Source organism: Sphingomonas sp. AC411, assembly GCF_979253035.1.
The window spans coordinates 3,106,995-3,131,849 of the sequence record NZ_CEEDAQ010000001.1; the positions used below are offsets into that span (position 1 = coordinate 3,106,995).

General features: G+C 66.9%; 17 protein-coding genes, 1 tRNA gene and 10 pseudogenes. 16 read left to right on the forward strand and 12 right to left on the reverse strand.

The window, feature by feature from the left end; all coding sequences use genetic code 11:
* Positions 1-21: 21 nt before the first annotated feature.
* Entirely contained in the window at positions 22-738 is a 717-nt protein-coding gene (locus AC0IX7_RS15920) for a hypothetical protein (RefSeq protein WP_471812785.1), read from the forward strand.
* A gap of 66 nt (positions 739-804) precedes the next feature.
* On the opposite strand, the gene AC0IX7_RS15925 is transcribed toward AC0IX7_RS15920, so the two are convergent.
* Together AC0IX7_RS15925 and ung are read right to left on the reverse strand one after the other, a co-directional pair.
* On the reverse strand, positions 805-1,101 hold the full coding sequence (locus AC0IX7_RS15925) for an alkylphosphonate utilization protein (RefSeq protein ID WP_471812787.1): 297 nt from the start codon (positions 1,099-1,101) through the stop codon (positions 805-807).
* Positions 1,098-1,731: pseudogene (gene ung, locus AC0IX7_RS15930) on the reverse strand (uracil-DNA glycosylase). Before ung ends, AC0IX7_RS15925 begins: the two are co-directional and overlap by 4 nt.
* A gap of 243 nt (positions 1,732-1,974) precedes the next feature.
* On the opposite strand from ung, the gene aguB reads away from it, so the two are divergent.
* Positions 1,975-2,823, forward strand: a complete 849-nt coding sequence (aguB, locus tag AC0IX7_RS15935; RefSeq protein WP_471813913.1) for an N-carbamoylputrescine amidase — start codon at positions 1,975-1,977, stop codon at positions 2,821-2,823.
* 52 nt (positions 2,824-2,875) lie between these two features.
* Here aguB and AC0IX7_RS15940 read toward each other — a convergent pair whose 3' ends face one another.
* Complete coding sequence (locus AC0IX7_RS15940) at positions 2,876-4,483, reverse strand: peptide MFS transporter (RefSeq protein WP_471812788.1); 1,608 nt, start codon at positions 4,481-4,483, stop codon at positions 2,876-2,878.
* Between the two features lie 109 nt (positions 4,484-4,592).
* Between AC0IX7_RS15940 and AC0IX7_RS15945 the strand changes: the two are divergent.
* Both AC0IX7_RS15945 and AC0IX7_RS15950 read left to right on the forward strand, forming a co-directional pair.
* A pseudogene (locus AC0IX7_RS15945) lies at positions 4,593-5,167 on the forward strand (nitroreductase family protein).
* Between the two features lie 37 nt (positions 5,168-5,204).
* Positions 5,205-5,560: pseudogene (locus AC0IX7_RS15950) on the forward strand (GntR family transcriptional regulator).
* A 221-nt stretch (positions 5,561-5,781) separates the two neighbouring features.
* Here the strand turns inward: AC0IX7_RS15950 and AC0IX7_RS15955 are convergent.
* On the reverse strand, positions 5,782-6,600 hold the full coding sequence (locus AC0IX7_RS15955) for an arylamine N-acetyltransferase family protein (RefSeq protein ID WP_471812790.1): 819 nt from the start codon (positions 6,598-6,600) through the stop codon (positions 5,782-5,784).
* A gap of 124 nt (positions 6,601-6,724) precedes the next feature.
* Positions 6,725-8,434: pseudogene (locus AC0IX7_RS15960) on the reverse strand (acyl-CoA dehydrogenase).
* Between the two features lie 46 nt (positions 8,435-8,480).
* On the opposite strand from AC0IX7_RS15960, the pseudogene AC0IX7_RS15965 reads away from it, so the two are divergent.
* Positions 8,481-9,481 (forward strand): annotated as a pseudogene (locus tag AC0IX7_RS15965) (L-threonylcarbamoyladenylate synthase).
* 117 nt (positions 9,482-9,598) lie between these two features.
* On the opposite strand, the pseudogene msrA reads toward AC0IX7_RS15965, so the two are convergent.
* A pseudogene (msrA, locus tag AC0IX7_RS15970) lies at positions 9,599-10,139 on the reverse strand (peptide-methionine (S)-S-oxide reductase MsrA).
* Positions 10,140-10,199: 60 nt separating this feature from the next.
* Here msrA and galE point away from each other — a divergent pair.
* Entirely contained in the window at positions 10,200-11,198 is a 999-nt protein-coding gene (gene galE, locus AC0IX7_RS15975) for a UDP-glucose 4-epimerase GalE (RefSeq protein WP_471812792.1), read from the forward strand.
* Positions 11,195-12,027 (forward strand): annotated as a pseudogene (locus AC0IX7_RS15980) (HpcH/HpaI aldolase/citrate lyase family protein). The gene galE and the pseudogene AC0IX7_RS15980 overlap by 4 nt, the downstream one beginning before the upstream one ends.
* Here the strand turns inward: AC0IX7_RS15980 and AC0IX7_RS15985 are convergent.
* From AC0IX7_RS15985 to folK, 3 genes are all read right to left on the reverse strand, one after another.
* Positions 12,007-12,438, reverse strand: a complete 432-nt coding sequence (locus AC0IX7_RS15985) for a phosphatase PAP2 family protein (protein WP_471812794.1) — start codon at positions 12,436-12,438, stop codon at positions 12,007-12,009. The pseudogene AC0IX7_RS15980 and the gene AC0IX7_RS15985 overlap by 21 nt on opposite strands.
* Before the next feature lie 242 nt (positions 12,439-12,680).
* Positions 12,681-12,756, reverse strand: a tRNA-Lys gene (locus AC0IX7_RS15990).
* A 21-nt stretch (positions 12,757-12,777) separates the two neighbouring features.
* Complete coding sequence (gene folK / locus AC0IX7_RS15995) at positions 12,778-13,284, reverse strand: 2-amino-4-hydroxy-6-hydroxymethyldihydropteridine diphosphokinase (protein WP_471812796.1); 507 nt, start codon at positions 13,282-13,284, stop codon at positions 12,778-12,780.
* Between the two features lie 22 nt (positions 13,285-13,306).
* Here folK and AC0IX7_RS16000 point away from each other — a divergent pair, with 22 nt between their 5' ends.
* A complete protein-coding gene (locus tag AC0IX7_RS16000; RefSeq protein ID WP_471812798.1) occupies positions 13,307-14,041 on the forward strand; it encodes a uracil-DNA glycosylase in 735 nt (244 codons plus the stop codon).
* Between the two features lie 127 nt (positions 14,042-14,168).
* On the opposite strand, the gene AC0IX7_RS16005 is transcribed toward AC0IX7_RS16000, so the two are convergent.
* Positions 14,169-15,206: an MBL fold metallo-hydrolase gene (locus AC0IX7_RS16005; RefSeq protein ID WP_471812800.1), complete on the reverse strand. Its 1,038-nt coding sequence runs from the start codon at positions 15,204-15,206 to the stop codon at positions 14,169-14,171.
* 68 nt (positions 15,207-15,274) lie between these two features.
* On the opposite strand from AC0IX7_RS16005, the gene AC0IX7_RS16010 reads away from it, so the two are divergent.
* Positions 15,275-15,850, forward strand: a complete 576-nt coding sequence (locus tag AC0IX7_RS16010) for a DUF4337 domain-containing protein (protein ID WP_471812802.1) — start codon at positions 15,275-15,277, stop codon at positions 15,848-15,850.
* 58 nt (positions 15,851-15,908) lie between these two features.
* Here the strand turns inward: AC0IX7_RS16010 and AC0IX7_RS16015 are convergent, their stop codons facing one another.
* Together AC0IX7_RS16015 and AC0IX7_RS16020 are read right to left on the reverse strand one after the other, a co-directional pair.
* The gene (locus AC0IX7_RS16015; RefSeq protein WP_471812804.1) at positions 15,909-16,901 is read right to left on the reverse strand and encodes an aldo/keto reductase; all 993 of its coding nucleotides are present in this window, start codon (positions 16,899-16,901) and stop codon (positions 15,909-15,911) included.
* Positions 16,876-18,150: a dicarboxylate/amino acid:cation symporter gene (locus AC0IX7_RS16020; protein WP_471812806.1), complete on the reverse strand. Its 1,275-nt coding sequence runs from the start codon at positions 18,148-18,150 to the stop codon at positions 16,876-16,878. Before AC0IX7_RS16020 ends, AC0IX7_RS16015 begins: the two co-directional genes overlap by 26 nt.
* A gap of 69 nt (positions 18,151-18,219) precedes the next feature.
* Here AC0IX7_RS16020 and glmM point away from each other — a divergent pair.
* The 7 genes and pseudogenes from glmM to AC0IX7_RS16055 all read left to right on the forward strand — a co-directional run bounded on the left by glmM (position 18,220) and on the right by AC0IX7_RS16055 (position 24,845).
* Positions 18,220-19,559: pseudogene (gene glmM / locus AC0IX7_RS16025) on the forward strand (phosphoglucosamine mutase).
* Positions 19,559-19,774: a DUF1272 domain-containing protein gene (locus AC0IX7_RS16030; protein ID WP_471812808.1), complete on the forward strand. Its 216-nt coding sequence runs from the start codon at positions 19,559-19,561 to the stop codon at positions 19,772-19,774. The pseudogene glmM and the gene AC0IX7_RS16030 overlap by 1 nt, the downstream one beginning before the upstream one ends.
* Before the next feature lie 65 nt (positions 19,775-19,839).
* A complete protein-coding gene (gene thiD / locus AC0IX7_RS16035) occupies positions 19,840-20,775 on the forward strand; it encodes a bifunctional hydroxymethylpyrimidine kinase/phosphomethylpyrimidine kinase (protein WP_471812809.1) in 936 nt (311 codons plus the stop codon).
* Positions 20,763-21,400: pseudogene (locus AC0IX7_RS16040) on the forward strand (ribonuclease HII). The gene thiD and the pseudogene AC0IX7_RS16040 overlap by 13 nt, the downstream one beginning before the upstream one ends.
* Before the next feature lie 176 nt (positions 21,401-21,576).
* Positions 21,577-22,716: a DNA methyltransferase gene (locus AC0IX7_RS16045; protein WP_471812810.1), complete on the forward strand. Its 1,140-nt coding sequence runs from the start codon at positions 21,577-21,579 to the stop codon at positions 22,714-22,716.
* 125 nt (positions 22,717-22,841) lie between these two features.
* Positions 22,842-23,893 (forward strand): annotated as a pseudogene (gene folP / locus AC0IX7_RS16050) (dihydropteroate synthase).
* Between the two features lie 67 nt (positions 23,894-23,960).
* Entirely contained in the window at positions 23,961-24,845 is an 885-nt protein-coding gene (locus AC0IX7_RS16055; RefSeq protein WP_471812811.1) for a bestrophin family protein, read from the forward strand.
* The last annotated feature ends 10 nt before the right edge of the window (positions 24,846-24,855 follow it).

Consider the following 24,855-nt stretch of genomic DNA (forward strand, 5'->3'; position numbering starts at 1 on the left):
ATCAAGCTTGCGCAGTTCGCTTTGCCGCATCCGGCAGGAACTCAATCCGCCAAGCAGCGCATTTTCATCGAGCACCTCGCCGATACCGGCTCGGTCACTGCCGCCGCCACGCAGGTCGATATGTCGGTCAACAGTTGCTACGCGCTGCGCCGCGCGCCCGGTGCCGAACAGTTCGCCGCCGCCTGGACCGCGGCCGTGCAATCGGGCGTCACGCGGCTCGCCGATCTCGCGCTGGAGCGCGCGATGAACAGGGTGGAGGTGCCGGTGTTCGACAAGAACGGCCACCGGATCGCGTGCCGCTACAAATACAGCGACCGGATGATCATGTTCCTCCTGCGCGCGCACATGCCCGAACGCTACGGCCACGCGCACCGCACGATCTCGGCCCCGCACGACCGTGACCGGCCTGAAGCGCCGCGCATTGCATCCGTAGCGCAGGCCATCGCGCTGCTCGAACCTACCATGCCGGACAACCCCGCGGCGTTGCTGACGGAGCAAGCCCTGTGCGACCGGCTCCAGGATATCCAGGATCTGGACGGCGCCGATTTCGTCCTGCCGCAGGACGCGTCCGGCCAGATCCTCCGCGACCGATCGCACCGCATCGAGGAGCAGCGCGTGGCCGACATAGAGCTCGACCGCCGCCTCGAATGGGCGAAGATCGGCGTCGCCCCGCCACCGCCGACCGGCTATCCGCCGTCGCCTTACGGCAATCACGACGACGACGACGATGAAGAGTGACCGCGTGTTGGCCTAACCCGGTCTAATCTTCTTTTCGATTAACCCCGCAAAATCAACGCGAAAGCCTTACCGCTTCCGAACGAACTCCGCGCGCAGCACCAGCCCCTTGATCCCCTCGTACCGACAGTCGATCTCCTGCGCATCGCCGGTCAACCGGATCGACTTGATCAGCGTCCCGCGCTTCAACGTCTGCCCCGCACCCTTCACGGTCAGGTCCTTGATCAACGTAACCTGATCGCCATCCGCGAGCACGTTCCCGACCGAATCCCGCACCACGACCGCGACGTCATCCGCCGCAACAGCCGCCGCACCGCCCGCAACCCACTCGCCAGTCGCTTCGTCGTACACATATTCGTCGCTCATCGGTCGGTCTCCGGCAGCGCCCAGTCGATCGGCGCGCGCCCATGGGTTTTGAGAAAGTCATTGGCCCGGCTGAACGGCCGCGATCCGAAGAACCCGGTCCGTGCCGCCAGCGGCGACGGGTGCGCCGACTGGATCACCAGATGCCGCCCGCCCTTCGTCACGTCATCGACGAACGCCGCCTTCTTCTGCGCATACGCCCCCACAGCAGGAACACGACCGGTTTGTCCTGCGCGTTGACGGCGGCAATAACGGCATCGGTAAACCGCTCCCACCCCGCTTTTGATGCGACGCGGCCTCCCCCATCCGCACGCTCAGCACCGCGTTGAGCAACAGCACGCCTTGTGCGGCCCAATGATCCAGCATGCCATGAGACGCCCGCGGTATCCCCAGGTCCGCCTCCAGCTCCTTGTAGATATTCACCAGGCTAGGCGGCGTCCGCACGCCCTCGCGCACTGAGAAGCTCAGCCCATGCGCCTGCCCCTCGCCATGATAAGGATCCTGCCCCAGGATCACGACCCGCACCTGATCGAGCGGGGTAAGCTCCAGCGCCCGAAACCGGTCCGCCCCGTCGGGAAACACCCGAGCCCCCGCCGCCCGCTCGGCCTCCAGAAACGCATCCAGCGCCCGCATGTACGGCGCCTCGAACTCGGCGTGGAGCGACTGCCAGCTTGCGGGGAGAGAATGCTCGATCATCCCCGCGGCATGTCGGACAGGGCAGGGAGTGTCAATCACGCGCGCACCCCAAAGCCGTTCCCCCGCGCAGGCGGGAGCCCAGGATCACACACGATACCGCCCGCAACCCTGGACCCCGCCTCCGCGGGGGAACAGCAAGAAGGCTCGCACTCCATGGCGCGTCACCTTATATGCGCCGCCATGACCGAGATCACCGTCGCCGCGCTGCAGCTGGGCTTCACGCCCAACATCGACCGCAACATCGCCAACGTGTCGCGCCTCGTCCACGAGGCCGCCGCGAAAGGCGCGCAGGTCATCCTGCCGCCCGAGCTCTTCGAAGGCGAGTATTTCTGCCGCGTCGAGGACGAAAGCCTCTTCGCCAACGCCGCGCCCGTCGGCGAGCACAAGGCGGTGCTCGCGATGCAGGCGCTCGCCGAAGCGCTCAAGGTCACCATCCCGACCAGCTTCTTCGAGGCGGACGGCCCGCATCACTACAACAGCCTCGCGATGATCGGCCCCGACGGCAACGTGCAGGGCGTCTATCGGAAGAGCCACATCCCCGACGGTCCCGGCTACGAGGAGAAGTTCTACTTTCGCCCCGGCAACACCGGCTTCAAGGTCTGGCCGCATCCGGCAGGGAAGCTAGGCGTCGGCGTCTGCTGGGATCAATGGTACCCCGAGACCGCCCGCGCAATGATGCTGATGGGCGCCGAGATCCTGTTCTACCCGACCGCGATCGGCAGCGAGCCGCACGACACCTCGCTCGACACCGCACGCCTGTGGCGCCGCGCCATGGTCGGCCACGCGGTCAGCAACGTCGTCCCGATCGTCGCCGCCAACCGCGTCGGCGTCGAGCACGGCCAGACCTTCTACGGCACCAGCTTCATCGCCGACGAGCGTGGCGACATCCTTGCGGAGCTAGGCCGTGAAGACGAAGGCGTGATCACCGCGACGATCGACCTCGACATCGTCAAGCGCCACCGCGCCGCCTTCGGCTTCTTCCGCGATCGTCGCCCCGATTTGTACGGCCGCCTCGTCCAGGACATCTGATACCCTGCACGAACCGCGTCGAACGCCCGCCCCGCAAAGGGGCGGGCCGGCTTCACCTCCGCGGGACCTGCTCGTCGCGCGTATCGAGCCCGGCGGCACCCGGCTCGCCCAGTTCGTTCTGCCCCGCCATCGCGTGGTCGACCGAACCCAGCTGGTCGAGGTGCATCAGCCTGGTGACGAACGGTGCGAGCACCAGCACGACCGCGCCGATCCCGATCGCGACCCAGCCGATCCGGCCGTACACTTCCAGCACCCGCTCGACGCCGGCGCCCTCGCCGCCGGTCGCCTGTGCGATCAGGCCGGCAAGGAAGTTCCCGCCCGCCGTCGCGAGGAACCACGTGCCCATCATCAGCCCGGTCATGCTCGGCACCGACAGACGCGTCATCGACGACAGTCCGATCGGCGAGAAGCAGAGCTCCGCCATCGAGTGCAGCATGTAGAGCAGCACGACGAAGATCGCCGGCGTCAGCCCCTGTGCCGGTGCGCCAAGCGTCAGCGCGAAGAAGCCTGCACCGACCAGGATCAGCCCGATGCCGAACTTGAACGGCGCGCTCGGCTCACGTCCCGCCCGACCGAGCCGCGTCCAGAGCGCGGCGAACACCGGTGCCAGCGTGATGATGAAGAACGGATTGACCGACTGGAACACCGAGGCGGGTATCGACCAGCCGAACACGACGCGGTCGACCGACTGGTCGGTGTAGACGTTCAGCGACGACCCGGTCTGTTCGAACAGCGCCCAGAACAGCGGCGCGAGCGCGATCAGGAACAGCGCGGCGAAGATCCGGTCGCGGTCGACGCGTGGCAGTTTCGCGACGGCGGTCCACAGGATGTAGCCGACCGTCGCGAGCGATGCGACGATCAACGCGGTGCCGACGACGCCCTGGCTGCGCACCAGCCACCACGATACCGCGACGCCGGCGAGCCCGCCGAGGTAGATCAGCCATTCGACCGACAGGCCGGCGATCGGCTTAGACGCCAGCTTTTCGGGGGCAGGGGACTCGCCGACGTCGTAGAGTTCGCGCCGGAACAGCACGAACACGACCAGGCCCAGCGCCATGCCGATCCCAGCGGCGCCGAAGCCGTACGACCAGCCGACCGTCTCGCCGAGGATCCCGACCGCGATCGGGCCGACGAACGCGCCGGTGTTGATCCCCATGTAGAAGATCGAGAACGCACCATCGCGCCGCATGTCGTCGCGCGCGTAAAGCTTGCCGACGAGCACCGAGATGTTCGCCTTCAGGAAGCCCGTACCGACGATGATGAAGGCGAGGCCGAGATAGAAGCCGTTGAGCGCGGTGCCCTGCACGCCCTGCGGCGCCTCGACGACAGCGAGCAGCAGATGGCCGAGCGTGATGAACACGCCGCCCGCCAGCACCGCCTTACGTGGTCCGAGGAACCGGTCGGACAGATAGCCGCCGATGATCGGCGTGATGTAGACCAGAGAGGTGTACGCGCCATAGATCGCATAGGCCGGCTGCTCGGCGAACAGGAAGTGCTTGGTGAGGTACAGCACCAGGATCGCGCGCATGCCGTAGAACGAGAAGCGCTCCCACAGCTCGGCGAAGAACAGCATGAACAGCCCGCGCGGGTGCCCGAAAAACGTCTTTGCATCGGCAGGAACGCCGCTGCCCCTGCTCGCCTTGGGGATTGCGCTGGCCATGTGGTGGTAATGCTCCGTGTGTGCGCCGCTGACGGGCGCTTGATGGCGCGCAACTTAACGACAAAGCCCGGACTGTAAATATCAGACGCCAAAGCCTATCTGGCGAGGCATGCTCAACGACCGCTCGACGCCGCTCTCGCTTCTCGCCACCCGCCGCTCGGGCAAGCCCCGCGACCTGATTGCGCCGGGGCCCGATTCCTACCAGCTCGCGACGATCCTGGAGATCGCGGCGCGGACGCCCGATCATGGCAAGCTGGCGCCGTGGCGGTTCGTCGTCGTCGGGGACGAACGCCGCGCGGCTCTGTCGGCGCTGATCACCGATGCGTACTTGGCCGAACGACCCGATGCGTCGCGGCTGGAACTGGAGTCGCTCGACCAGTTCGCGCATCAGGCGCCGACTTTGGTCGTGGTCCTGTCGTCGCCCAAGGAGAGCAAGATTCCGGTGTGGGAGCAGGAATTATCGGCGGGGCGGCGTGCATGAACCTGCTCCATGCGGTCCATGCGGAGGGGTTCGCGGGCGGCTGGCTGACCGGCTGGGCGGCGTTCTCGGATACGGTGCGCGATGCGTTCGGGGCCGCGTCGGAGCGGATCGCCGGGTTCATGTTCATCGGCACGCCGTCGCGTGCGCTCGACGAACGCCCCCGCCCCGATATGGCACGCCTCGTCTCGCACTGGGGATCGTGAGACTCGACTAATCGCCCGATTGCTGTATTAGAACAGCATGACAGCGCTCAGCAGCGACGACAGCCCCGTATACATCCGTCTCCGCAGCACGATCGCAGCGGGAATTCTCCGTGGCGACTATCGTGCGGGCGACCAGTTGCCGTCGGTACGTGCGTTCGCCGCCGAGCAGGGGCGAACCCTTTGACGGTCGCCAAGGCGTATCAGAGCTTTCAGGACGACGGGTATGTCGAGGTCCGGCGTGGCGTCGGCATGTTCGTGATGCCGGGTGCCGCGGAAGCGTTGCGCGTGGCCGAGCGCGAGAATTTCGTGACGACGCAGTGGCCGCGGATCCTGGGGCATATCGTTCTGCTGGGGTTGGATGCGCATGACCTGCTGGAGCGCGAGCGGGCCTGAAACCCCTCCCGTCATTCGTTCTGCATTCCCTTGTTCCGTCCTACGTCCTGCCCCCTTTCCGTTCGTCCTGAGTAGTCATCGAGTAGGCGCGAAGCGGCGTATCGAGAGGACGTATCGAAGGACAGGTTGGCGCACGGAACCCATGCTTCGATACGCGCCCTCGATACGCTGCTTGCGCAGCTACTCGGTCGCTACTCAGCACAAAGGGAAGTGGTCGAACTTCAGAACAGTCCCAGCGCCTCGACATCCTCGATGCTCAGGTCAATCCCGAACAACAGGCTCATCCGCATCCGGTACACCCGCGGGTCGGTGATCTCGCCGACGGTCGTGTCCGTGCCGGAACGCCGGCGATAATTGCGCCCGATCAGCGAGGCGAATCCGTTCGGCAAAACGATGCTGGCGATCGCGGTATGCGTGAAACGGCTGGCGGGCGCGGTCGAGGTCCAGTGGTTCGACAGCTCGAGATCCGCGTCGAACACCTGAGCGAGCGTGAAGCTGTATTGTGGCTGGAACCCCTCACCCGATCCGCGGCCGTCGGTAGTCATCGGATCGCCGTCGCGGAGCAGCATCCAGCCTTGCTCGGTCGATTCCAGCCGGAAACGCGCGCCATCGGGAGCTGCCGCCTCGGCGCCGTCGGCGAGCAGGAGGACCGGCGTATAGCTGCCGCCGAAGCCGGTGTCTGCGATCCAGTCCTGCCCGTCGATCGTCACCAGCGCAAACGTATGCGTCTGCGGTGGCGGCACGTCGGTCGCGGCATACCAGACACGCGCGAGCAGCGGGCGAGCGGTGAAGCCGAGTTCAGTGAGCGCATCGAGGAACAGACGATTATGCTCGAAGCAATAGCCGCCGCGGCGGGCGGTCACGAGCTTGGCAAAGACCGACTCGCTGTCGATCGCGATGCCGCGGCCGAGGACGACGTCGAGATCCTCGAACGGGATGGCGAACCGGTGCGCCTGCTGGAGCCGGCCGAGACCGATCGAGTCGAGGGTCGGACGCGCCGGCATGGCGACGCGGGCGAGGTAGGCTTCGAGATCGAACATCAGGCAGGATTTCCCATAATTCCCCTGCCCCATACCGTTTGCCGCGAGCAGCCGTCGAGTAGGGCGACGCGACCTTCAATCCTCCCCTGGCGGGACGCTGGGTCCGGGCTTTCGTCAGGGGCGATCAGGCGGCGAAGAGTTCCGGCTCGATCGAGTAGAGTACCGCCGCGCTCGCGTTGGCGGCGGCGTTGAGGCCCATCGCCTCGGGGACGATCTGATCGAGGTAGAAGCGCACCGCCGCCGTCTTCATGCGGCCGAAATCATCGGTGCCGGCAACCTCGCCCTGCCGCTCCATCAGCCAGCCGCAGGTTGCGACCGACAGCATCGTCAGGAAGGGATAGCTCGCGGCGAGCTTGTCGTCGGCGTCCGCGGTGGCGAGTCTGCGCCCGATCGCTTCGCAGGCGTCGACCAGTGCCAAGAGGCGTTCGTCCTTCGCCTCCGCGCGGATGTCGGCGATCAAAGTGGCGAACGCGCCGCCATTGTCCAACCCCAGCTTGCGCCCGACCAGATCCGCCGCTTGGATGCCGTTGGTGCCCTCGTAGATCGGCGTGATGCGGGCATCGCGGAAATACTGCGCGGCGCCGGTTTCCTCGACATAGCCCATGCCGCCATAGACCTGGATACCGAGCGAGGCGACCTCGTTGCCGATGTCGGTGCCGTGCGCCTTCGCCAGCGGCGTGACAAGTTCGAGCCGGTTGCGCGCCGCGTGGTCGCCGAGATTGGCGCGGTCGACTTGGCCCGCCGCGTAGTAGACAAGTGCGCGTGCCGCCTGGGTCTGGGCCTTCATCCGCATGAGCATGCGGCGGACGTCGGGATGCTCGACGATCTTGACCGATTCCTTGTTCGGCGAGCCGGCGCGGGCCGACTGGACGCGGTCGAGCGCATAGGCGACCGCGCCTTGGGTGGCGCCCTCGGCGACCTGGACGCCCTGCAGGCCGACGTTGAGGCGTGCGTTGTTCATCATCGTGAACATCGCGCGGATACCGCCGAGTTCCGCGCCGATCAGCTCACCGACGCAGTCGTCGTTGTCGCCGAAGCTCAAGACGCAGGTGGGCGAGGCGTGGAGGCCCATCTTGTGCTCGATCGAGACGACGCGGACGTCGTTGAAATCGCCCGGCGTGCCGTCTTCCTGGAGGCGGTACTTGGGGACGAGGAACAGCGAGATGCCCTTGGTGCCCGCAGGGGCGCCCGGCGTCCGCGCGAGGACGAGGTGGACGATGTTCGGCGCCATGTCGTGGTCGCCGAACGAGATGTAGATCTTGGTGCCCTTGATGCTCCACTTGCCGTCACCGAGGGAGTCGCCGTCGCGCGCAATGCGCCGACGTCGGAGCCCGCCTGCGACTCGGTGAGATTCATCGTGCCGGTCCATTCGCCCGTCGCGAGATGGGGCAAATAGAGCGCCTGCTGCTCGGGTGAGCCGTGATGCTGGAGCGCCTCGATCGCGCCGACGGTCAGCGTCGGGCAGAGCGCGAAACCCATATTGGCAGAGCCGAGCGTGTCGAGCACCGCGGTCTGGATCGCGAACGGCAGGCCCTGGCCGCCCCATTCCTCCTCGACGCCGATCGTCCCCCAGCCGCCTTCGACGTAATCCTTGTACGCCTGGGCGAAGCCGTCGGGCATGACAACGCCGTCGGGGTCCACTTCGCGCCGACGGTGTCGCCGGTGCGGTTGAGCGGAGCCCATTCGCCGGCGGCGAACTGCCCGACCCTTCGAGGACCGCGTCGACGACGTCGTCGCTGGCGGCGGCATAGCGTTCGGTCGCGGCAAGTTGGTCGATCCGCACGACATGGTCGAGCAGGAATCGCTGTTCGGTGGTTGCTGGGGTGAAGGCCATCGCATCCTCTTATCGCTACGGTTTGGACCCGCTATAGGCCTGTGACATGGTCCGTCCACACCCTGTGATTTTACCTTACGGCACGGCGGCGATCGCCGAGGCGGCTACGATGATTCGCGGCGGGGGTATCGTCGCGGTGCCGACCGAGACGGTGTACGGACTCGCGGCGGACGCCACCAACGCCGAGGCAGTGGCGCGGATCTACGCCGCCAAGGGGCGCCCGAGTTTCAATCCGCTGATCGTGCATGTGGCGGATCTGGCGGCGGCCGAGCGGATCGCGGTGTTCGATGCGGAGGCGCGCGCGCTGGCGGCGGCGTTCTGGCCGGGGCCGCTGACGTTGGTGTTGCCGGTGCGGGAGGATTCGGGGATCGCTTCGCTGGTGACGGCGGGGTTGGCGACGATCGCGATCCAGGTGCCCCGGCATCGGGCCATGCAGGGATTGATCGCCGCTTCGGGCAGGCCGTTGGCGGCGCCCTCGGCCAATGCGAGCGGGGGGATCAGTCCGACCACGGCGGCGCATGTTGCGGGGAGCTTGGAGGGAACGTGCCGTTAATCATCGACGATGGGGCTACCGAGGCTGGGCTGGAGTCGACGATCGTGGCGGGGCGGACGGTGTTGCGGCCAGGGCCGATCACTGCCGAAGCGCTCTTCGCGCGCCTCCCGGCGAAGGCCGGGGCCCAATTGGAACGTCGGATGTAACGGAGCACGAGCTTCATCATGACCGTTCCCCAATCGGGCCCCGGCCTTCGCCGGGGGAATATCGTGGTCGCGCCCGGACAGCTTGAAAGCCATTATTCACCAAGCAAGTTGCTTCGGTTGAATGCGGCCGAAGCCACCGTGGGCGAGTGGCTGATCGGTTTTGGCGACGTTGCGGGTGACGTGACCCTATCCGCTTCAGGAAACCTCGTCGAAGCGGCCGCGAAGCTGTTCGATCTGCTCCACGCCGCCGATGCGAACGAGAGCCCGAAGATCGCCGTCGCACCGATCCCGTTCGACGGCATCGGCGAAGCGATCAACGATCGTCTTCGCCGTGCTGCGCATCGTTAAAACAAGATCGGTTCACGCGAAGGCGCAAAGGCGCGAAGAGGTTTCAAGCGTTTTGATAGGCCGGGACGGGCTATCCACGCTCTACATCTTTGCGCCTTAGTGTGAACCCATTCTGCCTTACGCGTTCACCGCCGCCTTCGACCGCGCCGCGAAGCTCTTGCGGAGCTTCTGCAGCTAGGGGGATCACAGCCATGCAATACGGGTTCGAGCGGCCCGACGTCTCCCAGTAATCCTGATGATAACCTTCCGCCTCGTACCACGTGTCCATCGGCTCGATCGTCGTGACGATCGGCTTGAGCGACTCCGCCTGTGCCCGCTCCAGCGCCGCCTGCATCTCGGCCTTCTGCGCGTCGTCCGCCGGGAACATCGCCGAACGATACTGCGTGCCGACGTCGTTGCCCTGCCGATTCAGCGTCGTCGCGTCGTGCGTCGCGAAGAAGATGTCGAGCAGGTCGCCAATCTTGAGTTGCTCGGGGTCGAAGCCGATCCGGATCGCCTCGGCATGGCCGGTGTCGCCGCCACACACCTGCTTGTAGGTTGGGTTGGGCACGGTCCCGCCGATATAGCCGCTCTCGGCACTCTCGACGCCGATCACATCCTTGAACACAGCCTCGGTGCACCAGAAGCAGCCGCCGGCCAGCGTCACATAATCCGTCATCAACGATCTCCTTTCCGCCAATGTAGGAAGCCGCTACCGCGCAACAAAGAGGAGACGCGTATGATCGACGGTAAGGTTATGGTCACCGGCGGCGCCGGTTACATCGGCAGCCATGCGGTATTGGCGCTGCTCGACGCAGGCTATGACGTCGTGGTGCTCGACAACCTCGTCACCGGATTCGACTGGGCGGTCGATCGCCGCGCGGCACTGGTCGAGGCGAACGTCGCCGACGATGCGAAGGTTCGCGCGGCGATCCGCGAGCACAGCGTCCGCGCGATCATGCATTTCGCCGGCTCGGTCGTGGTGCCCGAATCGGTCAGCGATCCGCTCAAATATTACCGCAACAACACCGCCGCCAGTCGCGCGCTGATCGAAAGCGCGGTGGTCGAGGGCGTGCCGCACTTCATCTTCTCGTCGACCGCCGCGACCTATGGCACGCCCGAGAAGGTGCCGGTCGCGGAGGGCGATCCGACCGTGCCGATCAACCCGTACGGTATGTCGAAGCTGATGACCGAAGCGATGCTGCGCGACGTCGCCACGGCGCACCCGATGAACTACGCGGCGTTGCGCTACTTCAACGTCGCCGGCGCCGATCCGCAGGGGCGCAGCGGCCAGTCGACGGTCGGCGCGACACACTTGATCAAGATTGCCGTCGAGGCGGCCACCGGCAAGCGCGACGCGGTCGGTGTCTATGGCACGGATTTCGACACGCCTGACGGCACCGGCGTGCGCGACTACATCCACGTCACCGACCTCGCCGCCGCGCATGTCGCCGCGCTCGACGTGCTGATCGCCGAACCGACCAAGAGCCACACGCTCAACGCCGGCTACGGCAAGGGCTTCTCCGTGCTCGACGTGCTCGATGCGGTCGACAAGGTCACCAACCGTACGATCGAACGTCGCCTTGAGGGGCGTCGCGCGGGCGATCCGGCGATGCTGATCTCGGACAATCGCGCGATCCTGGAAAGGCTCGACTGGACGCCGCGCCATGCCGATCTCGACGGGATCGTCCGCGATGCGCTGGCGTGGGAGCGCGCGCTGGCGGAGAAGGGTCGGTGAGACTCCGCTCGCTGCTGTTCGTGCCGGGCGATCGCCCTGAGCGGATGGTCAAGGCGCTCGGGCTGGGGCCGGACGCGTTGATCCTCGACCTGGAAGATTCGGTCGCGCCCGCTGGCAAGGCGGCGGCACGCGAACACGTCGCGGCGTTCCTTGCCGAGCCGCGGACGATGCCGCTGTTCGTGCGGATCAACCCGCTCGACTCGGGGCTGGCGGACGACGACCTCGCTGCCGTGCTCTCGGCTAATCCGGATGGCATCGTGCTGCCGAAGGCGGAAGGCGCGGCAAGCCTCGCCGCGCTCGATGCAAAGCTCAGCGGTGACATCGCCATCCTGCCGATCGCGACCGAGACGCCCGCGGCGATCTTCGCGCTCGGGACCTATGGCGGCGTCACGGACCGGCTCGTTGGGCTGACCTGGGGCGCGGAGGACTTGCCCGCGGCGATCGGCGCCGCGACCTCGCGCGAGGCGGATGGATCGTACACCGCGCCGTACCAGCTCGCGCGGTCGCTGACTCTGTTCGGTGCGCATGCGGCGGGGTGGCGGCGATCGAGACGGTCTATCCCGATTTCCGCGATCTGGACGGACTTGCCGCCTATGCCGCGCGCGGTCGTCGCGACGGGTTCACGGGGATGATGGCGATCCACCCAAGCCAGATCGCGGTGATCAACGCGGCCTTCACGCCGTCGGACGAAGAGCGCGCCAAGGCGCAGGCGATCGTCGACCTGTTCGCCGCCAATCCGGGCGCGGGCGCGCTCCAGTTGGATGGCAGGATGGTCGATGCGCCGCATCTGAAGGCGGCGAAGGCGCTGCTAGCGCTCGCCGCCGATTGAGGTGCGCACGCGGGCGGTCGCAAGCCACCACGCTAGCGCCCAGAGCGTGCCGAAGCTCCAGCCGGCGAGGACGTCGCTCGGCCAGTGGACGCCGAGATACACCCGGCTGCACCCGATCGCGCCGACGAGCAGGATCGCGACGACGAGCATATACGCCCGTGTAGTGCGATCCCGCGTCACCTGCGAGGCGAGGCCGGCGAGCGTGAGGTAGATAATCGCACTGTTCGCCGAATGTCCGCTGGGGAAGCTCATATGCGTGACGGTAACGAGGTGCGAGACAATATCGGGGCGCGGACGCGCGACGTGCAGTTTGACCAGCTCGACGATGATGTTGCCGCTGACGCTGGCTGCGACGATCGCGATCGCGGTCAGCCAGAGCCGCTGGACGATCAGCAGGCCGGCAACGATCACAACGACGATCGTCAGGACGATGCCGCCGCCGAGCGCGGTGACGTCCGCGGCGACCTTTGGCAGCCAGGACGGGCCGCCCCAGGCGCGAAGGCCGAGTATGATCGACCGATCGAACGCGAACGGCCAATGGCCTACCGCGAGACCGACGAGCAGGATGAGGACGATGCCGACCGCCGCGACGGATGCGCCGGCGAGAACCGCGGGCAGGCGTCGCTGCGCGCCTTCGGGCGGCGTGCCGTCGATGGTGGGTCCGCCGGGGCTCGAACCCGGGACCTCTCGATTAAAAGTCGCTTGCTCTACCAACTGAGCTACGGACCCCCGCCATCGTGGACCGCGCACCTAATCGCGTGGCCGCTTTCGGTCAACCGATTGCGCCAATTGCCGTATCGTTCGCCCGCTCAGCGGATCGCGCCATGTCGGGACGAGGCCTGCGAGCGGGCCGAGCACGAAGCTGCGGGTGCGGAACGCGGCGTGCGGGACGGTGAGTCCGAGCGAGGACCAGGCGCCCCCAGACCAGAGGATGATGTCGAGATCGATCACGCGGCTGCCCCAGCGGCGGCCGGGGCGACGGCCGAAGCTGCGTTCGATCCGCTTCAGGCGAACGAGCAGGGTAGCGGGGTCTTCCGCGGACGTGATCAGCGCGACGGCGTTGGCGTAGCGGCGGTTCGAGGGCCCAAGCGGCGCGCTGGCAACGGTCGGCGAGCGCGCGAGGACATTGCCGAGCGCCTCCAGCGCGGCGGCGATCTCGCGCTCGGGCCTTCCGTGAAGGCCACGTCGGTTCGAACCGAGCGCGATCGCGTAGGTTGCGGCCTGCGCGATCGGCGGTAGCGGGGTTGCAGGCGACATTTGGTCCGCCTAGCGCAATCCCATGGATTCCACACCTTACACCACCGAGCTTCCCGAAACCGTCGAAGAGGCCGGCGAGGTCGACGTCACGGCCGTCTTCGCGCCCGTCTCCGCACTGCCCAAGACCGAGCCTCCGCATGACTGTCCGCTCTGCCCCCGCCTCGTCGGGGTGCGCGAACATCTGCGGATCGAGTTCCCGACCTGGTGGAACGCGCCGGTGCCTGCGTTCGGCGATCCCGCCGCGTGGCTCGGCATCATCGGCCTCGCGCCCGGCAAGCATGGCGCGAACCGCACGGGCCGCGCGTTCACCGGGGATTATGCAGGGCAGTTCCTGTATGAGACGCTCGGACGGTTCGGGCTTGCGACGGGCACGTACGGCGCGAAGGCCGAGGACGGTCTGGCGCTCGACGGTGCGATCATCCTCAACGCGGTGAAATGCCTGCCGCCGGAGAACAAGCCGACGCCGGAGGAAATCCGCACCTGCCGGCCGTTTCTGGAGAAACAGGCGGACGCGGTGCCGACCGCGCGCGTGTTCGTCGCGCTCGGGCATATCGCGCACCAGTCGGCGGTGAAGATGCTCGGCGGGCGGCTACCCAAGGCACGGTTCGCGCATGGTGCGGAGCACGTGATGCCCGATGGTCGCATCCTGATCGATAGCTTCCACTGCTCGCGCTACAACGTGAATACCGGCGTGCTGACGGCGGAGATGTTCGACGCGGTGTTCGAGCGGGCGCTGGCGTTGCGCGCGGCGGTCTGAGGCGTCGCCTTGCTCCCTCCCTGGAAGGGAGGGGTTGAGGTGGGTCGGTTTCCGGATCGTGGAACGGTTGTGGCTCGAGCGGGCCTACCCACCCCTGCCCCTCCCTTCCAGGAGAGGAGGCTGACGGTTATTCGATGACCCAGGCCTCGCCGACCTCCAGCGTGCGGAAGCGGTCTGCCGCGATGTGTTGGCGTGCCAACGCCGCGCGGAGGTGGTCCGGTGGTTCGTTGATACCCTCGGACGTCAGCTCGAACGTCCCCCAGTGGACGCCGATCGCATACGCCGCACCGAGCTGTTCGAACGCCGTCACCGCCTGGTCCGGGCCGATGTGGTTGTCGGTCTCGTGCCCTTCGAAATGATACGCGCCGATCGGCAGGATCGCGAGCCGGACCGGTCCTGCCGCCCGCGCCTGCGTTGCCCAGCGCATGTCGCCCGGCCCGGTGTCGCCCGCGAAATACAGGTTCCCGCCGGGCAGCGTCACGGTGAAGCCCGCCCATAATGTCTTGTCGCGGTCGCCGGGGTCGTATTCGCTCCAGTGATGCGCGCGCTCGACGATCACGTCGATGCCGGGGCGCAATGTCACGCGCCCGCCCCAGTCGCGCGCGAGTGCGCGGACGCCGTTGCGGGCGAGGATTTGGTCGTTGCCGAGACCCGTCACGATCAGTGGCTTGTCCCGGTGCCAGAGCGTTCGCATCGCGGTCATGTCGAGATGGTCGCGGTGATCGTGGCTGAGCAGGATGAGGTCGATCTTCGGCAGGTCCGCCAGCCGCACGCCGGGTTGGCGGACGCGCTTCACGCCGAGGAACTGGACCGGCGACGAGCGCTCGAGCCACATGGGATCGGTCAGGATATTGAGCCCCTGGGCCTGCACCAGCACGGTCGAATGGCCGATCCAGGTGACGCGCATCGTCTGCCCGTCGACGCGCGCGGGCGGTCGCGACGGGGTTACGGGAACCTCGGGCCAACTCCGATAGGGCGGTTTCACCAGATTGCGGAGCAGCCCGACAGGCCCCTGCTTCTGTTCGCCGCTACTGCCCTGCACGCCGTCGGGGTTGAAGAAGCGCGTGCCGTTGAAGTGATCGCTCGGGGCAACGGTCTCCACCGACGGCGCCGCGCAGCCGGCGAGTAGCGCGAGAGCGAGCAGTATCGAGCGGGTGCGGATCATGGCGCGCTGACGGATATGTCACCCGATCATCAGGGTCCAGTCACGCGCGGAGCGCCACAGCGGCGGGCATGGACGATGATTTCGAAGTGCGCGGGTTGCACGAACGGCTGTCGGAGGAACGAGCCGCCAGTGGTGAGGCGCTCGACCAGCGCATCGCGTTGTTCACTGCGATCCTGGCGACCCTGGCCGCCGTCACCAGTTTTCTCGGTGGGCATACACAGAACGAGGCCCTGCTCCACAAGAACGAGGCAGTGCTGATCAAGGCTCAGGCGTCGGATGCGTGGGGGTATTATCAGGCCGAGGATCTGAAGCGGCATATCGCGCAGATGGAGGTCGATCTCGCGCCGCTCGCGTCCGATGCGAACCAAATGTCCGCACACCGCGCCGATATCGCGCGGTACAAGGCGCGGGGCGCTGGGCTGAAGCGGGAGGCGGAGGCGCTCGACCGACAATCGGCGGCGGCGAACGCGGAGTCGGATGAAGCGCTGCGGCCGCATATGAAGCTCGCGCTGGCCGTCACCGCGATCCAGGTGGCGATCGCGTTGGCCTCGATTACCGCGCTGACCGGGCGGCGGTGGTTGCTGTGGGTCGCGGGCGCCGCCGCCTTGGTGGGCGCGCTGCTGGCTGGGCTCGCCTGGCTGTAGCGGGGAGATCGTTTTCGACGACCGCGAACGACGATCCGCCCCGCTCGGCGCAAGGACGCTAGATCCGCGTCATCGACAGCGCCTTCTCGCCGTAGCGAGGCCCAGCCGTCCCGCCCCGCGGCGCCGCCGCATCCAGCTTCGCCAGATCGTCGGCCGATAGCGTGATGTCCGCCGCCTTCATGCTGTCCTCCAGCGTGATCCGTCGTTTCGACCCCGGGATCGGCACGACGTCGTCGCCCTGCGCCAGCAACCATGCGAGCGCGATCTGCGCAGGCGAAGCGTCATGCGCATCCGCAATGCCCTTCACCACCGCGACCATCTCCATGTTCTTGGCGAAGTTCTCCTCCGAATATCGCGGGTCGTTCCGCCGGTAGTCGCCCTCAGGCAAGTCCGACCGCGCCGTGATCTGCCCCGTCAGGAACCCGCGGCCCAGCGGCGAATACGGCACAAAGCCGATCCCGAGTTCGCGACACAGCGGCAGGATCGCCTCCTCCACGCCGCGCTCCCACAACGAATATTCGCTCTGCAAAGCCGCGATCGGATGCGTCGCAGCCGCCCGCCGGATCGTGTCGAGCCCCGCCTCCGACAGCCCCAAATGCCGAACCTTCCCCTCGCGAACGAGGTCCGCCATCGCGCCGACCGTATCCTCGATCGGCACGCCCGGATCGACGCGGTGCTGGTACAACAGGTCGATCGTCTCGACGCCAAGGCGCTTCAGCGATCCCTCGCAGGCCCGCCGCACGTTGGCCGGTGTCGAGTCCACCCCGGTCATCCCGTTCTCGTCGTATCGGAACCCGAACTTGGTCGCGATCACGACGCCGTCGCGTTTTCCCCGGATCGCCTTGCTGAGCAGTTCCTCGTTGACCAGCGGGCCATAGATCTCGGCGGTATCGAACAGCGTCACGCCAAGCTCGATCGCGCGGTGGATCGTGGCGATGCTCTCGTCGGCGTTGGCCTCGCCGTACATGCCCTTGCCGATGCCGGCCATCGGCATGCAGCCTAGCCCGAGCGCAGAAACCTCGAAATCAGGGCCGAGCGTGCGATATTTCATGGGATATCTCCTGAGCGCCGTCCCCGTGATCGGACCGCGCAGACACGGAGATGGTGACGGCGGTATCCATAGTCACGTTGCCGACGGTCCTAAACAGGTCGGGCACCGTCTCTACCGCGATGAGCAGCCCCAAAGCCTCGATCGGCACCCCCATGGCGAGCGAAACCGGCGCGACCGACGCGACGAAACTGATCGTCCCCGGCAGCGACACAGAGCTCATCGTCGTGATCGCCGCCGTCGCGACCCCCGCGGCCAGCTGCGCCGGACCAATCGGCACGCCCAGCCAGTGCGCGACGTACAGCGCGACCGCGAGGTTCATCGCCGGGCTTGTCGCACGGAAGATTGCGACCGCCAGTGGTAGCACGATGCCCGCGGTGGCAGGCGACGCGCCGAGATCGACCGACCCCTTCAGCATCGCCGGCAACGACGCGAGCGACGACTGCGTGCTGATCGCCACCGCCTGCGCCGGCGCAACTGCCCGCGCAAAGCGTCCGAGCGATACCCGCCCGCCGATCATCCCGACCGGATAGGCTGCGAGCAAGACGATGAAGCCGATCGCCGAGACGCAGACGATATAATGGAGCAACGCCCCGAACGCCGCAGTCCCGGTCCGTGCCCCGACGCCGTACGCGAGCGCGAAGATCCCGATCGGTGCGAGCTTCAGCACCCAGCCGATCAGCACCAGCAGCGCATCGACCACCGCTTGGAAAAACCCGGTCAGGATCGCGCGCTGCGCCGATGGCAGCCGCGTGATCGCGAACGCGAACGCCAGCGCGAACACCGTCAGCGACAGGAACGAATCGCTCGCCGCCGCCGCGACGATGTTGGTCGGCACGATCCCGTCAAAGAATGCGCCGATCCCCGGCACCGTGCCGATCGGCGCCGCCGTCGTCAGCGCCGCGCGCAATGCCGTGCTGAGGCTCTCTGGCAGCGGGAACAGGTCGAGCAGCAACGGCATGACGAACGCCGACATGATCGTCGTGCTCCACAGGATGACGACGATCATCAGGATCGCGCGGCCGGTGATCCGTCCGGCCCGCGCCGCCTCGGCGGTGGCGCCGATGCCGGTGACCAGCAACCCGACGATCAGCGGCACGATCACCATCTGCAATCCGTGCAGCCATGCCGAACCGAGCGGCTGCGTCACCGCCGTCACCGCCAGCGCATTCGCCGGCGACCAGGCTGCCGCGGCGATGCCGATCGCGATGCCGCCGACCAGGGCTGTAAGAATCCGTGTAGCCTGCGACATGCTCGCCCTTCGTGTTCCACCGCGCTATCAGCGACTTCAGGACTGGATACCGGACGGAAAGCGGAACGAATGGCAAGGAAATATTTCGGCACGGATGGCATTCGTGGCGCCACCAACGCCTCGCCGATGACGGCGCAGATGGCGATGAAGGTCGGCATGGCGGCAGGTGCCTACTTCCTGCGCGGCGATCACCGCCACCGTGTCGTGATTGGCAAGGACACGCGGCTGTCGGGCTATATGCTTGAGTCCGCGCTGGTCGCAGGGTTCACCAGCGTCGGCATGGACGTGGTGATGGTCGGGCCGATGCCGACCCCCGCGGTGGCGATGCTGACGCAGTCGATGCGTGCGGATATCGGCGTGATGATCTCCGCCAGCCACAATCCCTACGCCGACAACGGCATCAAGCTGTTCGGCCCCGATGGCTATAAGCTGTCGGACGAGGCGGAAGCGGCGATCGAGGCGCTGATCGACGGCGACATCCCGCTCGTTCCCTCCGACCAGATCGGCCGCGCGCGCCGCATCGAGGACGCGCAGGGCCGCTACATCCACTTCGCCAAGTCGACTTTCCCGGAAAACCTTCGCCTCGACGGCATGAGGATCGTGCTCGATTGCGCGAACGGTGCCGCCTACAAGGTTGCACCCTCGGCGCTGTGGGAACTCGGCGCGGATGTGGTCGCGATCGGCGTGACGCCCAACGGCACCAACATCAACGACGGCGTCGGCTCGACCGCCCCGCAGGCGCTCGCCGAGGCCGTCGTCGCGAACGGCGCCGACATCGGCATCGCGCTCGACGGCGACGCCGACCGGCTGATCGTGGTCGACGAGACCGGCACCATCGTCGATGGCGACCAGCTCATGGCGACGATCGCGGCCAGCTGGGCGCGGCAAGGGCGCCTCGCGGGGGCGGGCTGGTCGCGACGGTGATGTCCAACCTCGGCCTCGAACGCCATCTCGCGGCACAAGGACTGGGCCTCGTCCGCACCGCGGTCGGCGATCGGCACGTGCTCGAGAAGATGCGGTCGAGCGGCTATAATGTCGGCGGTGAACAGTCGGGCCACATCATCCTCAGCGACTATGCGACGACCGGCGACGGTCTCGTTGCAGGATTGCAGATCCTCGCCGAGGTGAAACGCTCGGGCGCCCCCGCCAGCGAAGTCCTCCACCGCTTCGAACCCTTGCCGCAGTTGCTCAAGAACGTGCGGTTCGCGGGCGGCAAGCCGCTCGACCACGACGCGGTAAAGGCGGTGATCGCCGAGGCCGAGGCCGAACTCGCTGGCAAGGGGCGGCTCGTTATCCGTCCGTCGGGTACCGAACCGGTGATCCGCGTGATGGCCGAAGGCGACGATCTCGGCCAGGTCGAGCGCGTGGTCGACCGGATCTGCGACGCGGTCCGGCAGGCGGCCGCCTGATGCTCGAGATGCGCCCCATTTGCGAACGCTGCGCTGCGGACCTCCCCGCTGATGCACCCGGCGCGTTCATCTGCTCGTTCGAATGCACCTTCTGCGCGGAGTGTGCGGATGCGCTCGACGAGCGTTGCCCGAATTGCGGCGGGGAGCTGTTGGACCGGCCGACACGGCTGGGCGAAGCGCCGCCACAGAAACCGGGCGGCGGGCGGCGGCACTAGAATAGAATGTCGATCGGCTGGAGTCCTTCACTGTCCCACAGCCCAGCGATTATGCCATAGCGATTGTGATGACAGCCAGAATCCTCATCATCGCCGGCTCGGACTCAGGCGGCGGCGCCGGCATCCAGGCGGATATCAAGACCGTGACGATGCTCGGCGGCCACGCGATGACCGCCGTCACCGCGATCACCGCGCAGAACACGCTCGGCGTGCAGGCGGTCCACCAGATCCCGACCGACATGGTCCTCGCGCAGATCGACTCCGTCGTCTGCGACATCGGCGTCGATGCGGTGAAGATCGGCATGATCGGCTCGGCCGAAACCGCGCATGCGGTAGCCGCATATCTAGAACGTCTTCCCCCTCCCTGGAAGCGAGGGGCCGGGGTGGGTAGGCCGCTGGGCGAGCGCGACACCGGCCCCGAGCCGACCCACCCCCAACCCCTCCCTTCCAGGGAGGGGAGCAGACTCCCCATCGTCTTCGATCCCGTGATGATCGCCACCAGCGGCTCCGTCCTGGCCGACCCTGCTACCATCGCAGCCTTTGCCCGTCTCATGCAGATCGCCACGCTCGTAACCCCCAACCTCCCCGAACTCGCAGCCCTTGGCGGCGAGGCCGCGATCCGCGCGCTCGGCCCCGCAGTTCTCATCAAGGGCGGCCACGCCGAAGGTCTTCACATCGTCGACCGTCTCGTCACCGACGCCGGCGAAACCCGCTGGACCAATCCCCGCATCGAAACCCGCCACGCCCACGGCACCGGCTGCACGCTCGCCACCGGTATCGCCACGGGGTTGGGGCAAGGCATGACGCTCGACACCGCAACCGACCGTGCCATCGCGTTCGTCCGCGCCGCGCTTGCAGCGGCTCCAGGTATCGGCCAAGGGCACGGCCCGATAGGCCACGCGCTCGACACTACCCCTTTATCACCTGCTTGCGGCAAAGGACCCCGACGGCTGGGATGCGCAGGCTTTTGCCGCGCGATGGAGTTAGAATGCCCGGCATGAAACACGAAAAGCTCTGCGTCGGCCCCGTCGCCGGCGTCGATGAAGCGGGCCGCGGACCGCTCGCTGGGCCGGTCGTGGCCGCCGCCGTGATTCTCCCGCCCAAAGGCGTCCCCCGCGGCATCGACGACTCCAAAAGCTCTCCGCCTCGACACGCGAACGGCTCTGCGCGCGCCTCAAGGGCTGCGCGATCGTCGGCATCGGCATCGTCGAACCCGAAGAGATCGACACGCTCAACATCTATTGGGCGACGATGAAGGCGATGACGCTCGCGGTCGATGCGCTCGCCACCGAACTCGGCCACGCGCCTGGCCATGTCCTGGTCGACGGCAACCGCTTGCCGCGCTGGACCTACCCCGCGACGCCGCTGGTCGGCGGCGACGCCAAGTCGCTGTCGATCGCCGCCGCATCGATCGTCGCCAAGCATACCCGCGACCTCATCATGATCGCCGCCGCCGACCGGCATCCCGAATATAACTGGCATTCGAACAAGGGTTACGGCTGCGCGCACCACATGAAGGCGCTCCGCGATCACGGCCCCACGCCGATTCACCGGCGCAGTTTCGCGCCCGTCGCCGCCGCCTATCTGGCGCGCGAGGGGGTGTTCGCGACGGAAACGACGAGCTGAGTCTTTCGCGCCACACCCCAAGGGCTTGAGCCGCGAGTCTCCCACGACTCAACATCTGGGCAATGGCGACTCGATTGGCCGCAGCGACGGATTTGCACCAAATCGCCGTTAACGAAACTTTGCTTGACGGAGTCGGACAATTCCGCAGCTATGGGCGCCGACAAGGGGCGGAAATCATGGGTTTGATCGACACGATCGCACGGCCGCGTGCGAAGAAGACAGCGGAGCCGGCGGTCCAGCCGGTCCTCCCGCTCGACCAGATTTTACGCGGCGACTGCATCGAGCGGATGAAGGCGCTCCCGTCGAAGTCGATCGACATGATCTTCGCCGATCCGCCGTACAACCTCCAGCTCGGCGGCGAACTCTATCGCCCCGACGGCAGCCACGTCGACGCGGTCACCGACGACTGGGACAAATTCGACACCTTCGCCGCCTATGACCGCTTCACCCGCGCCTGGCTCCAGGAAGCGCGCCGCATCCTCAAGGACGACGGTTCGCTCTGGGTGATCGGCAGCTATCACAACATCTTCCGCGTCGGCGCGGCGGTTCAGGATCTCGGCTACTGGATCCTCAACGACATCGTCTGGCGCAAGACCAACCCGATGCCGAACTTCCGCGGCACCCGCTTCACCAACGCGCACGAGACGCTGATCTGGGCCTCGAAGGGCGAGAAGGCGAAGTACCACTTCAACTACCGCGCGATGAAGACGCTCAACGACGAGCTCCAGATGCGCAGCGACTGGGAATTCCCGACCTGCGGCGGTGCCGAGCGGCTGAAGAAGAACGGCACCAAGGTGCATCCGACGCAGAAGCCCGAGGCGCTGCTGTACCGCATCCTGCTGGCGTGCACGAAGCCCGGCGACGTCGTGCTCGATCCGTTCTTCGGCACCGGCACCACCGGCGCAGTGGCCAAGCGCCTCGGTCGCAGCTGGATCGGCATCGATCGTGAAGGCGACTATATCGAGGCCGCGCAGGAGCGGATCGAGGCTGCGCTGCCGCTCGACGAATCGGCGATTCGCACGATGATGAGCCCGCGCACGCAGCCCAAGGTCGCGTTCGGCGTGTTGGTCGAGAATGCGTATCTGACGCCCGGCGCGGTGCTGACCGATTCGAAGCGCCGCTGGCGCGCGACGATCCGCGCGGATGGCTCGCTGCTCAGCGACTGCGGCACGATCGGCTCGATCCACAAGCTCGGCTCGACCTTGCAGAACGCGCCGGCGTGTAACGGCTGGAGCTTTTGGCATTACGAGAGCGACAAGGGCCTGAAGCCGATCGACGACCTCCGCCAGACGTATCTGTTGGCGACCACGGTCTGACGTCTTGCTCCCCTCCCCGGAAGGGAGGGGCTGGGAGTGGGTTGGCTGCTTGTCGGGCAATACGTAAACCAACCGGCCGACCCACCTCGACCCCTCCCTTTCAGGGAGGGAGCAGGAGAACGATCATCCACCTCCGCCCCGTCCAGTTCGTCGACACCCCGATCGGCCACCCAGACGACAGCGTCGCGCGCATCGCCGGTGGCCTGCAGTGGTTCGCCGCGTACGAGGTGATCGAAGGCCGCACCCGCCGCACCATCCCCGTCGCCGACCTGGCAAAGCTGGGCGATCGCGCCACGCACCTCCACGCCGCCATTACCGCCCCCCGTGCCGCACTCCAGCTCGGCGAACGCACGCTCCGTTTCGACCAGCCGATCGTCGCCGGCATCCTCAACGTCACCCCCGACAGCTTCTCCGACGGCGGCAAGCATGTCGACGACCCGGCCGCTGCCGCCGCAGCCGGCATCGACATGGCCGCCGCCGGCGCGACGCTGATCGATGTCGGCGGCGAGATCGACTCGCCCCGGTGCCGCAGCCGTGTGGGAAGGCGACGAGATTGCGCGGCTCGTGCCCGTCGTCGAACGCCTCGCCCGCGCCGGCGCCATCGTTTCGGTCGACACCCGCAAGGCGGCCGTCATGGAGGCGACGCTCGCTGCCGGCGCGCACATCGTCAACGACGTCGCGGCGCTCCTATGGGATGACCGCGCGCTCGATGTGGTCGCGAAGAGCGGCTGCCCGGTCGTGCTGATGCATTCGCCCGACCCCAAGAAGGGCGGGCACGGCGACGGCGGCTACGCCAACGTCCTCACCGACGTGTTCGACTGGCTCGAAACCCGCATCGCCACGGTCGTCGCGGGCGGCGTCAAGCGGTCGCGAGATCATGGTCGATCCCGGCATCGGCTTCGGCAAGACGCTGGCCGAGAACCTCGTGCTGCTCAACGGCCTCGCGATCTTCCACGGGCTCGGTTGCCCGATCATGCTCGGCGCTAGCCGCAAACGCCTGATCGGAGCATTATCGAACGAAGCGCCGGTCGACCAACGTCTCGCCGGCTCGCTCGCACTGGCGCTGAAAGGCGCGGATGCGGGCGTCCAGATCCTGCGCGTCCACGACGTTGCCGAGACGGTACAGGCGGTGAAGATCTGGCGAGGCCTCCGCGATCAGTCGCTTATCGGCGGCTGATGATCGCTGCATTGCAGCGAAACGCCTCTTCGCGCATTAAACGCAACGGAAACAAGGGAGCTTTCGTTTGATCGTCACTGCAACACCGCGCTTCAGTCAGATCCTAAGCGAGGTCTGGCGCCCGCTGCTCGGGCTCTTCGTCTGGGACGTGGTCGTCACGATCACCTATTACGTCCTGCCGTTTCACGCGCCGGCCTTGCCGCTGACGCTGTTCGGTACCGCCCTCGCGCTGTTCCTCGGTTTCCGCGATAATTCGGCGTATCAGCGCTGGTGGGAAAGCCGCGGCCTGTGGGGGCTGATGATCAACGCCTCGCGCAGCCTGGCACGTATGGCGCGCAACATGTTGCCCGAGCCCGAGGGCCACGACATGAAGCGGACCATCGTCCTCCGCCAGATCGCGTATGTGAACGCTCTGCGCTGTCAGTTGCGCAAGCAGCCGGCGGCGCCTGAGGTGCTGCGCTTCCTGTCGCAGGAAGAGGCCTCGTTTGCGCTCGAGCGGACCAACATCGCCAACGGCCTGCTCGACGGCACCGGCCGCCGGATCGACATCGCACGCCGGAACGGCTGGATCGACACCATCCAGCAGACGCAGTTCGAGGCGATCCTGGTCGACATCGCCAACGCGCAGGGCGGCATGGAGCGGATCAAGAACACGCCGCTGCCCAACCAGTACCGGTTCTTCCCGAGCCTGTTCACGCGACTGTTCTGCGTCCTGCTGCCGATCGGCCTGGTCGAGACGCTGGGCTATGCGACCCCGGTCGGCTCGACGATCGCCGGCCTGATGTTCCTGGCCGTGCTGCAGATCGGCGACGATCTGGTCGATCCGTTCGCCGACACGATCCACGACGTGCCCTTGAACGCGATGTGCCGCACGATCGAGATCGACCTGCTCCAGGCGATCGGCGATCCCGCGCCCGAGCCGTTGCAGCCCGAGAAGGGCGTGCTCTGGTAGGCTGATCGAT